The following is an 11,088-nucleotide window of genomic DNA, read 5'->3' on the forward strand; positions in this document are numbered from 1 at the left end:
CGCACATGCCGGATCAACCGACCGCCGACACCGGGGACCGCGTCGAGCTCGCCCCCGGAGAGGTCCCCTCCGACGGCCGCTTCGCCAACCCCGACCTGCTCCCCGTACCGGTCGGGGACCGGCGCTGGACCACGTACAACTTCACGGCCCTGTGGGTCGGCATGGCGCACAACATCCCCTCCTGGCTGCTCGCCTCCGGGCTGGTGGCCCTGGGGATGGACTGGAAGCAGGCCGTCTTCACCATCGCGCTGGCCAACGTCATCGTGCTGGGGCCGATGCTGCTCACCGGGCACGCCGGCCCCAAGTACGGGATCCCGTTCCCGGTGCTGGCCCGCGCCTCCTTCGGGGTGCGCGGAGCCAATCTGGCCGCCCTGATCCGGGCGGCCGTGGCCTGCGCCTGGTTCGGGATCCAGACCTGGATCGGCGGATCCGGCATCTACGTCCTGCTCGGCAGGATCTTCGGCGGCTGGGAGGGGGCCGCGGAGATCGGCGGCCAGCCGTGGACGCTGTGGCTCTGCTTCGCCGCCTTCTGGGTCCTCGAACTCGCCATCATCTACCGGGGGATGGAGGCCCTTCGGCGGTTCGAGAACTGGGCGGCGCCCTTCGTCATCGTCGGCGCGTTCGCCCTGCTGGTGTGGATCGGAGTGAAGGCGGGAGGCTTCGGCGAACTGCTCGACCAGCCCTCCCGGCTCGGCTGGGGGCCGGAGTTCTGGTCGGTGTTCTTCCCCTCCCTCATGGCGATGATCGCCTTCTGGTCCACCCTCTCGCTCAACATCCCGGACTTCACGCGCTTCGGCGCCGGGCAGCGCTCCCAGATCCTCGGCCAGACGCTCGGACTGCCGACGACGATGACGCTCTTCGCGCTGCTGTCGGTGTTCGTCACCTCCGGCTCGGAGGCGGTCTACGGGGCCCCGATCTGGGACCCGGTGGAGCTCGTCGCCAAGACCGACAGCGTCTTCGGGCTGCTCTACGCGCTGGTCACCGTACTGATCGCGACGATCTCGGTGAACATCGCGGCCAACGTCGTCTCCCCGGCGTACGACCTGTCCAACCTGGCCCCGCGCCTGATCGACTTCCGCAGGGGCGCCCTGATCACGGGGGTCGTCGGCGTACTGATCATGCCGTGGAAGCTGACCTCCACCCCCGAGCTCTACATCTTCACCTGGCTCGGCCTGGTCGGCGGCCTGCTCGGCACCGTCGCCGGCATCCTCATCGCCGACTACTGGATCGTGCGGCGCACCCGGCTCTCCCTGCCCGACCTCTACCGGGAGGGCGGGCCGTACTGGTACACGGGCGGCTGGAACATCCGGGCACTGGCGGCCTTCGCGGTCGGCGGCGTGCTGGCCATCGGCGGCTCGCACTCGGCCCCCGGCAAGGGCCCCTTCCCCGAGGAGGGCCTGATCCCCTTCCTGAAGCCGCTCGCGGACTACGGCTGGGCGGTGGGCCTGGCCGCGTCCCTGCTGCTCTACACGGCGCTCATGGGCGGGTCGCGCCCCGGTTCACCCGGGGGCCACCGCGAGTACGGCGGACCGACATGACGACCGGTGCGGTTTGTCAGCCCGGCGTGGTGTGATGGAGGCATGATCGAAGAGTTCCTGGCCCAAGACCTGTCCGCAGTGGAAGAAGCGATCCGCAAGGCGGCGGCGGTCGAGATCATGCCGAGATTCCGGCAGCTCGCAGACCACGAGGTGGACCAGAAGAGCGGTCCGCACGATCTGGTGACCGTCGCCGACCGCAAGGCCGAAGAGCACCTGACGGCCTCCCTGACGCACCTGCTGCCCGGCTCCGCCGTCGTCGGCGAGGAGGCGGTCCACGCCGACCCGACCGTGTACGGGGCGCTGCGCGCCGACGCGCCGGTGTGGATCGTCGACCCGGTGGACGGCACCCGGCAGTTCGTCGCCGGAGACCCGGAGTTCTGCACCCTGGTGGCCCTGGCCCACCGCGGCGAGATCCTCGCCTCCTGGACCTTCGCCCCGGCGCTGGAGGAGCTGGCGACCGCCGTGCGCGGGCAGGGTGCGTACGTCAACGGCGAGCGGATCCACAGCGGTTCGCCGCGGCCCGGCGCCGACCTGCGGGTCGCCATGGCCCACCCGCTGTACACCTCCGCCGAGGACAAGCAGCGGCTGGCCCGGCTCGATGTGCCGGGGGTCGCGGCGCGGCCCTGCGGATCGGCGGGCCTGGAGTACCTGAAGGTGGCCCGCGGAGAGATGGACGGGCTCGCCTTCACCTGGCCCTCGGCGTGGGACCACGCGGCCGGACTGCTGCTGGTCGCCGAGGCGGGCGGCGCGCAGAGCACCGTCGCGGGGGTCCCCTTCCGGGTGGACCGGGACAACGAGCTGCCGTTCGCCGTGGGGCGCGACGAGGCCACGGCCGTCCGGATCCGCGAGCTGCTGCGCGGCGCCTGAGCGGCCCCGCCCGGCCTGCCCGGCCCCGTCCCGTCCGCCCGCTCGCCCCGGCTCGCCGGGTCCGGCCGGGTGCGGGCGGCGGCCGGTGTGGACGGGGCGAATATCCTGGGAGCGAAGCCGCCGCCGGACGAAGGAGTCTCAAGGTGCCGTCGATTCTCGATGCGGTCGTGGTGGGGGCGGGGCCCAACGGGCTGACGGCCGCCGTCGAGCTGGCCCGGCGCGGCTTCTCGGTGGCCGTGTTCGAGGCCGCGGAGACGGTGGGCGGCGGAGCCCGCACCGAGGAGCTCACCCTCCCGGGCTTCCGGCACGACCCCTGCTCGGCCGTGCACCCGCTCGGCATCGGCTCGCCGGTGTTCTCCACCATGCCGCTGAAGCGGTACGGGCTGGAGTGGCTGCACGCCCCGCTGCCCATGGCGCACCCCTTCGACGACGGCACGGCCGCCGTGCTCTCCCGCTCCGTCGCCGAGACGGCCGCCTCCCTCGGGCCGCGCGACGCGGGCACGTACCGGCGGCTGGTGGAGCCCTTCCTCGGCAAATGGGACACCCTGGCGCGGGACTTCATGTCCCTGCCGTCGACCGCCCTGCCCCGGGACCCCGTCACCCTGGCCCGCTTCGGGCTCGCCGGACTCCCGCCCTCCACCTGGCTGTTGAACCGCTTCCACGAGGAACGGGCGCGGGCGCTGTTCGCCGGGCTCGTCGCGCACGTCATCGCCCCGCTGGGCGGGATCGGCACGAGCGCCGTCGGCCTGGTCTTCGCCCTCGCCGCTCACGCCGGCGGCTGGCCCATGCCGCGCGGCGGCTCGCAGTCGATCTCCGACGCCCTCGCCGCGTACCTGCGCGACCTCGGCGGCGCGGTCCACACCGGTTTCGAGGTCAAGCGCCTCGACGACCTGCCGCCGGCCCGGGCCTACGTCTTCGACACCTCGCCGACCGCGCTGGCCCGGATCGCCCGGCTGGGGCGCGCGTACGACGGCTACCGGTACGGCGCCGCCGCCTTCAAGCTCGACTACGCCCTGTCCGGCCCGGTGCCCTGGACCGCCGAGGCCCCGCGCCGGGCCGGCACCGTCCAGATCGGCCCGCGCGCCCACGACATCGACGCCGCCCTCCAGCTGGCCACCGGCGGGCGCGCCCCCCGCAACCCCTTCCTGATCACCGCGCAGCCCAGCCTGGTGGACCCCGGCCGGGCGCCCGAGGGCAAGCACGTGTTCTGGGCGTACGGGCACGTCCCCGCGGGCTGGGGCGGCAACCTCACCGAGGCCGTCGAGCGGCAGATCGAGCGCTTCGCCCCGGGCTTCCGCGACCTGGTGCTGGCCCGCGCCACCGCCGGCCCGCCGGAACTGGCCGCCCGCAACCCCAACTACGTCGGCGGCGACATCGCCTGCGGCGCGGCCTCCGGGCTCCAGCTGCTGCTGCGGCCCAAGCCGTCCCTGTTCCCGTACACGACGGCCCACCCGGCCGTGTTCCTCTGCTCCTCCGCCACCCCGCCCGGCCCCGGCGTGCACGGCATGTCCGGGCACAACGCGGCCAAGGCGGTCTGGCGCCACCTGAGAAGGGCCTCCTGATGGTGCGCATCACCCTCGTCCGGGGCGACATCACGGCCGAGCACGCGGACGCCGTCGTCAACGCGGCGAACTCCTCACTGCTCGGCGGCGGGGGAGTGGACGGCGCCATCCACCGGCGCGGCGGCCCCGAGATCCTGGACGCCTGCCGGGCGCTGCGCGCCTCCCGGTACGGCAAGGGCCTCCCGACGGGCCGGGCCGTGGCGACGACGGCGGGCCGGCTCCCGGCCGACTGGGTGATCCACACGGTGGGTCCGGTCTGGTCCCGGGACGAGGACCGCTCGGAGCTGCTGGCCTCCTGCTACCGCGAGTCCCTGCGGGTCGCGGCCGAGCTGGGGGCCCGTACGGTCGCCTTCCCGGCGATCTCCACCGGCATCTTCGGCTGGCCGATGGACGACGGGGCCCGCATCGCGGTGGAAACGGTCCGTGCGGCCGCCGCGGCGCCCGTGGAGGAGGTCCGCTTCGTCCTCTTCGACGAGAAGGCGTACGCGGTCTTCGAGGCGGCGCTGGCGTAGGGGCCCCGGCGGGTCGGGGCCGGGGGATGCGGCGGATGCGTCCGGATGTGTCGGTGGGGGTCGCTAGGCTTCTGGGATGAGCCTTGTCGACGCCCCCACCGAGACCCCCGATGCCCTCGAGGTGCTGCACCGCGTCTTCGGATACGACTCCTTCCGCGGCGAGCAGCAGCAGATCATCGAGCACGTGGCCGGCGGCGGGGACGCACTGGTCCTGATGCCCACGGGCGGCGGAAAATCGCTCTGCTACCAGATTCCGGCGCTGGTCAGAGCCGGTACGGGCGTGGTGATCTCACCGCTGATCGCGCTCATGCAGGACCAGGTGGACGCCCTGACCGCCCTCGGCGTGCGGGCCGGCTTCCTCAACTCCACCCAGGATCCGTACGAGCGCCAGGCCGTCGAGCAGGCCTTCCTCGCCGGCGAGCTGGACCTGCTCTACCTGGCCCCGGAGCGGCTGCGCACCGAGGGCACCCAGCGGCTGCTCGACCGGGGCACGGTGTCGCTCTTCGCGATCGACGAGGCGCACTGCGTCGCCCAGTGGGGCCACGACTTCCGGCCCGACTACCTCGCGCTGTCGATGCTGCACGAGCGCTGGCCCAAGGTGCCGCGGATCGCGCTCACGGCGACGGCCACCGAGGCCACGCACGCCGAGATCGCGGCCCGGCTGGGGCTGGCCGAGGGCGAGGCCCGGCACTTCGTGGCCAGCTTCGACCGGCCCAACATCCAGTACCGGATCGCCCCGAAGAACACCCCGACCCGGCAGCTGCTGGAGCTGATCCGCACCGAGCACGCCGGGGACGCCGGAGTGGTCTACTGCCTCTCGCGGGCCTCCGTGGAGAAGACCGCCGCGTTCCTCGTGGAGCACGGCATCGACGCGGTCGCCTACCACGCGGGCATGGACTCCCGTACGCGCGCGGCGAACCAGGCGCGCTTCCTGCGGGAGGACGGGGTCGTGGTGGTGGCCACGATCGCGTTCGGCATGGGCATCGACAAGCCCGACGTGCGCTTCGTGGCCCACCTGGACCTGCCGAAGTCCGTCGAGGGCTACTACCAGGAGACCGGCCGCGCGGGCCGCGACGGCGAGCCGGCAACGGCCTGGCTCGCGTACGGGCTCCAGGACGTGGTGCAGCAGCGCAAGATGATCGAGGGCTCCGAGGGCGACGAGACGCACCGCCGCTCGCTGGCCGCGCACCTCGACGCGATGCTCGCCCTGTGCGAGACGGTCGAGTGCCGGCGGGTGCGGCTGCTGGCGTACTTCGGGCAGGCGGCCGCCGGGCCCTGCGGCAACTGCGACACCTGCCTGACCCCCGCCGAGTCCTGGGACGGCACGGTCGCCGCGCAGAAGCTGATGTCCGCGGTGTGGCGGCTGGCGAAGGAGCGGCGGCAGAAGTTCGGCGCCGGCCAGATCATCGACATCCTCCAGGGCAAGAAGACGGCCAAGGTCATCCAGTTCGACCACGACGCGCTGTCGGTCTTCGGGATCGGCGCGGACCTGAGCACCGCGGAATGGCGCGGGGTCGTGCGGCAGCTGCTGGCCTCGGGGCTGCTGGCGGTCGAGGGGGACTACGGGACCCTGGTGCTCACCGACGCCAGCGGCGAGGTGCTGGGCGGGCGCCGCAGCGTGCCGATGCGCAAGGAGGCCGCACCGGCCCCCGCCGCCCGCAAGTCCTCCGGTTCGGCTTCCGGCTCCGGGAAGGCCGGGCGGGTCCCGGTCGACCTGCCGGCGGCGGCCGTGCCGGTCTTCGAGACGCTGCGGGCCTGGCGGGGCGCGACCGCGAAGGAGCAGGGCGTGCCGGCGTACGTGGTCTTCCACGACGCGACGCTGCGGGAGATCGCGACCCGGCTGCCGGGCACGGCCGAGGAGCTCGGCACGATCAGCGGGGTCGGCGAGGCGAAGCTGGCCAAGTACGCCGAGGGGATCCTGGCCGCGCTCGCCGAGACCGGAGCCGCCTCTGCCGCTCCGTCCCCGGCCCCGTCGTCCCCGTCGTCCCCGGCCCCGTCCCGGGCGGCAGCGCCGGAGCCCCCGGCCCCGCATGCCGAAGAGGAACCGCCCTTCGACTTCGACGACACCGACCCGCCCTGGGACGACTGGGAGTAGGCCGGCCCGGAGCCGGGGAGGGGGTTCGGGGGGTCACGCCGCGTCGGCGGCGCGGTCCTCGTCCTGATCCTCCTCCTCGGCCTCGTCGGGGTGCGCGGCGCACGGCGGGCACAGGCGGGTGTACTCCGCCATCACCTCCTCGACCGTCTCCCTCTGCTTGCGCTCGCACGCCTTCTTGCGCGTCTCCTCCTTGCACAGCAGCTCGGCGCGGGCGCCCTCCAGTACGGCGATCGCCTGCCAGCCCTTGAGCACGCACAGCAGCGCCCTGCACAGGCAGTCGACGAACTCGGAGACCGTCTCGAAGCCCCGCCACGCCTGTGTGATGCGGCGCAGCAGCACCAGCAGGCGCGCGTAGAGGCGTACGACATCCTTGCCCAGGACCGCGTCGCAGACGTCCGCCAGCAGCTGGACCGCCTCCGTCTTGATCTTCGCGGCGCGTTCGGGCAGCGCGGTCAGCTCGCCGTCCAGCGCGGTGAAGCAGGCCGCGGCGTTCAGGGTGTCCGCCGTGTAGCGGGCGATGCGCGCCGAGAGCGTCGCGACCGTGTCGTCCCGCCCGACCGTGTCGTCGAACTCGCATCCGCAGTCGTCCACGCAGCAGCCCCAGCCGCCCTGGCACCTGCGGATGTCCTCGAAGACCTTGTCGACGGCCTGCTGCAGGCAGTGGCGCTGCTCGTGGGTGACCCGGCAGCGGATCTGCTCGCGGACCTTGCCGAGCGTCGCCGCCGCCTCGTCCAGATCGGTCTTCGCGGCCAGCCGGGCCTTCGTGTACTCGGTCCGGGCGCTGTTGAACTTCTCCTGGAACTCCCGCAGCTGCGGCAGGTGTTCCTGGGTGACCTCGGCCCGGCGCTGGATGCCCGCGGCGACGCAGGCCAGCTCGTCGATCGCGCCGGGATCGCAGCCGCCGGTGCCGGTCGGGGGGTGGTGCGCGGTGCTGCTCATGGTGGGCTCTCCTGGGTGAGGGGGCAGGCGCACCCGAGTGTGGGCCGGGCGGTGTCACCGGTTCGTCGCCCGGTCATCGCCGCCGCGGGCCCGCGCAACGCGCCCGTGACGGGAGGGGCCGCAGCATCGGCCCATGGCTGGATACCGGGCACTCGCCGCCGTGGGGCGCAGCGTCGTCGCGCTGCTCAACCGGCGCTTCGCCGAAGAGCTCCCGGCGGGGCGCCGCCCGGAGGCCGTCCTCGCCGGACCCGTCGACTTCGACAAGGTGGACACCCCGGGCTCCGTCATCCGCAATCCGGCGGTGTCCGTCTACTGCTACCGCCTGAGCATCGACCGCGAGACCCGGCCCGCGCTGGCGGCGATGGCCGCCCAGGACGGGCTGCCCCGGCTGCCGCTGCGGATGCACCTGATGATCGCCGCCTGGGACCAGTTCGTGGAGGCGGAGCTCGAATGGCTGGGGCTGGTCGCCCGGATCCTGGAGAGCGAGGGCCTGCTCACCGGGCCGCTGCTGCACCCGAGCGGGGACTGGCTCGCCGGGGACTCGGTGCAGATCGTCCCCGACGAGCTGGCGATGGACTCGATGAGCGAGGCCTTCCAGGCGATGACCACCGACTACCGGCTCTGCCTGCCGTACGTTGCCCGGGTCATCCGCATCGACGGCCCGGCCGGGCCCGCCGCGGGCGAGGTCACCGTGGTCGCCGCCGGGTCTTCGACGGTGTCCTGCGCGGGGCCGCTCCGATGACGCCGGGGGCGGGCGGTCCCGGTGGGCCGGAGCGGCGGATCGGCGTGGCGGCGGGCCCGGTCGAGGCCCTGCACCGGCTCGCGCTGGCCGTGCGGCCCCTCGACGCCGGGAGCCGCACCGCGGCCGGGCCGGGGCTGCGCGTGGGCCGCGAGAGCGCAGCCGTACCCGGCCGCCGCCGGCGGAGCGCGCAGGACCTGGTCCGCCCGCTCGAAGGACACGGCGCCACGGGGTTCGTACTGCGCCACACCACCGCGGGCGAGCTCCCCGCCGCCGTGACCGTACGGGTGGAGGACCCCGCCCGGCGCTGGATACCGCGTCGCCTGTCCGTACCGCTGTGGACCCGCGCCGAGGTCTCCGGCGCCGACGAGCAGCCTCCCACCGCAGCCCACGTCCGCGCCGACGCCCGCCTGCTGGTCCCCTGGCTGCTGCCCGGTCCCGCCTATCCCGTACCTCAGGGCACCACCGGCCTGCGGCTGCGCGTCGTACGCCCCGACGCCGCCGCCACCCCCGTGCGCTGGCCGCGGGTGGACGCCTTCGGGCCGGGCGGGGTCCCGCTCGGCTGGGCCCACGGCGACGAGCACGGCCAGGTGCTGCTCCTGATCGACGGGGTCGGGGTGCTCCCGTACCCCGTGCCCTCGCGGTTCGCCGTCGCCCTGCGCACCCACGCCCCCGACCCGCCGGCCGACCTCCCCGCGGAGCCGTCCGGCGATCCACTGGCCGGCCTCTGCGCCGAGCCCGTCGTCCGCAGCGCCAACCCGCCCCGGCCGCAGGACCTCGACAACGCGGTGCTGCGCGGCACCGCCCGCCCGGCCGGATACCGCACCGCCGCGGCCGACACCGTCCGCGCCCTCACCGTCGGCCGGGTGGTCCACGCCGCCGACCTGCCGCACGTCCCCGCCTGACCCGTGACCGAGGAGACCCGTACATGCCCGAGTACCTGACCCCCGGCGTCTACGTCGAGGAGACCAGCTTCCGTTCACGGTCCATCGAAGGTGTGCCGACCAGCACGTTCGGCATGGCGGGGCGCACCGAGTACGGACCCGTTCCCTACCTCCTGCCGGGCGGTCCCACCGTGCTGCCCGGACCGTCGCTGGTCACCAGCTTCACCGAGTACGAACGGGCCTTCGGCGGGCTGAAGATCGGCGAGGAGGACTGCCGGCTCGCCCTCGCGGCGCGGGCCTTCTTCGCCAACGGCGGGCGCCGCCTCTACGTCTCCCGGGTCTTCCCGTTCGTCCGTACGGGCGCCGCCGAGGACGCGCCCCCCGCCGTCGACGCCAACTTCGCCTCCCTGGCCCTCCCGGCCACGGGCACCCCGCTGCTGTACTGGCGGGCCCGCTGGCCGGGCTCCGCGGGTGCCCGGATCGCCGTGGCGGTGACCGTCCGGCGCGGCAAGAACATCCTGATCGCCGGCGGCGACGGCGCGCCCCGGCTCACCGGCGTGCAGGCGGGCGCCGCCGTGGAGGTCGCCCAGCTGACCGGCGGGAACCCGCCCACGGCGCCCTCCCTCCCCGACGGCACACCGCCGGTGGCGGCCAACGTCAGGACCGTCGTCCGGCGCGCCGACGGGGTCCTCGGCTATCTGAAGGGCCAGGACGAGTTCGAGCCCGTCGCGGCCGGAACCGCCGCCTTCCACCTGACGCTGGCCGTCACCGTACGCCTGGGCGAGCGCGTCGACGTGTACAACGAGCTGGAGCTCGACGACCGGCACCCGCGCTCGGTGGGCAACGTGCTCCAGGCCGCCGATCCGGCCGACGAGTTCTCCCTCGTCTGGCTGGACACGGTGAAGCCCGCGCCCGGAGCGCCCCCGCCGCTCCCCGGCGCCCGGCTCGCCGCCCTGCTCGCCCTCGGGCAGCCCGGCGTCCACCTGACGCGCGGCGGCGACGGCCTGGAGCCGACCGCGCAGGACCTGGGCGGCAAGGAGGCCAATCCCGACAGCCTCACCGACCCCGCCCGCGGGCTCGGCGCGCTCGCCGAGATCGACGACATCGCCATCGTCGCCCTCCCGGACACCGTCACCCTGGCCGCCGGCGAGCAGAAGACCGCCGTCGACCTCCTCATCGGGCACTGCGAGAAGCTGCGCTACCGGATGGCGATCGTCGACCCGCCCCGCGACAGCTCGATCTCCGAAGTGCGCCGGTTCCGGGCCCAGTTCGACACCAAGTACGCCGCGCTCTACTACCCCTGGGTGCGGATCACCGACCCGGGCCGGCGCCCCGACCCGGGCGCGCCGCCGCCCGTGATCGACGTACCGCCCTGCGGGTACGTCGCCGGGGTCTACGCCCGCAGCGACGCCGAGCGCGGGGTGCACAAGGCCCCGGCCAACGAAGTCCTCCTCGGCATCGAGGGCTTCACCGCCAACGTGACCTACGACCGGCAGTCCGTCCTCAACCCGGAGGGCGTCAACGCCCTGCGCTTCTTCGAGGGCCGGGCCCGGCGGGTGTGGGGAGCCCGGACGATGAGCTCGGACCCGGAGTGGAAGTACGTCAACGTGCGCCGGCTCTTCATCTACCTGGAGCACTCCATCGAGAAGTCCACCCAGTGGGCGGTGTTCGAGCCGAACAACGAGCGGCTGTGGGCTTCCGTACGGCAGACCGTCGAGGACTTCCTGATCACCGTCTGGCGGACCGGAGCGCTGCTGGGCACCAAGCCCGAGGAGGCCTTCTTCGTCCGCTGCGACCGCACCACCATGACCCAGAACGACCTGGACAACGGGCGGCTGATCTGCCTGATCGGCGTGGCGCCCACCTACCCCGCCGAGTTCGTCGTGTTCCGCATCGGACAGTTCACGGCCGACGCGCAGCGAAGCTGACGCCCCGCAGAACGGGAGACACCG

General features: G+C 73.9%; 9 protein-coding genes. 8 read left to right on the forward strand and 1 reads right to left on the reverse strand.

The window, feature by feature from the left end:
• Positions 1 to 5 precede the first annotated feature (5 nt).
• The 5 genes from ACFYZS_RS19280 to recQ all read left to right on the forward strand — a co-directional run bounded on the left by ACFYZS_RS19280 (position 6) and on the right by recQ (position 6,574).
• Positions 6 to 1,538: an NCS1 family nucleobase:cation symporter-1 gene (locus tag ACFYZS_RS19280; RefSeq protein WP_389013631.1), complete on the forward strand. Its 1,533-nt coding sequence runs from the start codon at positions 6 to 8 to the stop codon at positions 1,536 to 1,538.
• A gap of 42 nt (positions 1,539 to 1,580) precedes the next feature.
• On the forward strand, positions 1,581 to 2,405 hold the full coding sequence (locus ACFYZS_RS19285; protein ID WP_389013634.1) for an inositol monophosphatase family protein: 825 nt from the start codon (positions 1,581 to 1,583) through the stop codon (positions 2,403 to 2,405).
• Positions 2,406 to 2,548: 143 nt separating this feature from the next.
• Positions 2,549 to 3,967, forward strand: a complete 1,419-nt coding sequence (locus tag ACFYZS_RS19290) for a phytoene desaturase family protein (RefSeq protein ID WP_389013637.1) — start codon at positions 2,549 to 2,551, stop codon at positions 3,965 to 3,967.
• The gene (locus ACFYZS_RS19295) at positions 3,967 to 4,479 is read left to right on the forward strand and encodes an O-acetyl-ADP-ribose deacetylase (protein ID WP_389013640.1); all 513 of its coding nucleotides are present in this window, start codon (positions 3,967 to 3,969) and stop codon (positions 4,477 to 4,479) included. Before ACFYZS_RS19290 ends, ACFYZS_RS19295 begins: the two co-directional genes overlap by 1 nt.
• 76 nt (positions 4,480 to 4,555) lie before the next feature.
• Positions 4,556 to 6,574: a DNA helicase RecQ gene (gene recQ / locus ACFYZS_RS19300; protein WP_389013643.1), complete on the forward strand. Its 2,019-nt coding sequence runs from the start codon at positions 4,556 to 4,558 to the stop codon at positions 6,572 to 6,574.
• A gap of 33 nt (positions 6,575 to 6,607) precedes the next feature.
• Here the strand turns inward: recQ and ACFYZS_RS19305 are convergent, their stop codons facing one another.
• A complete protein-coding gene (locus ACFYZS_RS19305; protein WP_389013646.1) occupies positions 6,608 to 7,513 on the reverse strand; it encodes a hypothetical protein in 906 nt (301 codons plus the stop codon).
• Between the two features lie 133 nt (positions 7,514 to 7,646).
• Here ACFYZS_RS19305 and ACFYZS_RS19310 point away from each other — a divergent pair, with 133 nt between their 5' ends.
• The 3 genes from ACFYZS_RS19310 to ACFYZS_RS19320 are packed head-to-tail and all read left to right on the forward strand — an operon-like array spanning position 7,647 to position 11,064.
• A complete protein-coding gene (locus tag ACFYZS_RS19310) occupies positions 7,647 to 8,255 on the forward strand; it encodes a DUF4255 domain-containing protein (protein WP_389013648.1) in 609 nt (202 codons plus the stop codon).
• Entirely contained in the window at positions 8,252 to 9,157 is a 906-nt protein-coding gene (locus ACFYZS_RS19315) for a hypothetical protein (RefSeq protein WP_389013651.1), read from the forward strand. Before ACFYZS_RS19310 ends, ACFYZS_RS19315 begins: the two co-directional genes overlap by 4 nt.
• 23 nt (positions 9,158 to 9,180) lie before the next feature.
• Positions 9,181 to 11,064 (forward strand): phage tail sheath family protein, encoded by a 1,884-nt coding sequence (locus ACFYZS_RS19320; protein WP_389013654.1) that lies wholly within the window; start codon positions 9,181 to 9,183, stop codon positions 11,062 to 11,064.
• The last annotated feature ends 24 nt before the right edge of the window (positions 11,065 to 11,088 follow it).

This window comes from Streptomyces sp. NPDC001903, assembly GCF_042891345.1.
Classification (GTDB): Bacteria; Actinomycetota; Actinomycetes; order Streptomycetales; family Streptomycetaceae; genus Streptomyces.

Excerpts from the sequence above, each read along its gene's own strand:
- ACFYZS_RS19315 (WP_389013651.1), top strand. The coding sequence starts at position 8,252 with ATGACGCCGGGGGCGGGCGGTCCCGGTGGGCCGGAGCGGCGGATCGGC.
- ACFYZS_RS19295 (WP_389013640.1), top strand. The coding sequence starts at position 3,967 with ATGGTGCGCATCACCCTCGTCCGGGGCGACATCACGGCCGAGCACGCG.
- ACFYZS_RS19320 (WP_389013654.1), top strand. The coding sequence starts at position 9,181 with ATGCCCGAGTACCTGACCCCCGGCGTCTACGTCGAGGAGACCAGCTTC.
- ACFYZS_RS19280 (WP_389013631.1), top strand. The coding sequence starts at position 6 with ATGCCGGATCAACCGACCGCCGACACCGGGGACCGCGTCGAGCTCGCC.
- ACFYZS_RS19285 (WP_389013634.1), top strand. The coding sequence starts at position 1,581 with ATGATCGAAGAGTTCCTGGCCCAAGACCTGTCCGCAGTGGAAGAAGCG.
- ACFYZS_RS19305 (WP_389013646.1), bottom strand. The coding sequence starts at position 7,513 with ATGAGCAGCACCGCGCACCACCCCCCGACCGGCACCGGCGGCTGCGAT.
- recQ (WP_389013643.1), top strand. The coding sequence starts at position 4,556 with ATGAGCCTTGTCGACGCCCCCACCGAGACCCCCGATGCCCTCGAGGTG.
- ACFYZS_RS19310 (WP_389013648.1), top strand. The coding sequence starts at position 7,647 with ATGGCTGGATACCGGGCACTCGCCGCCGTGGGGCGCAGCGTCGTCGCG.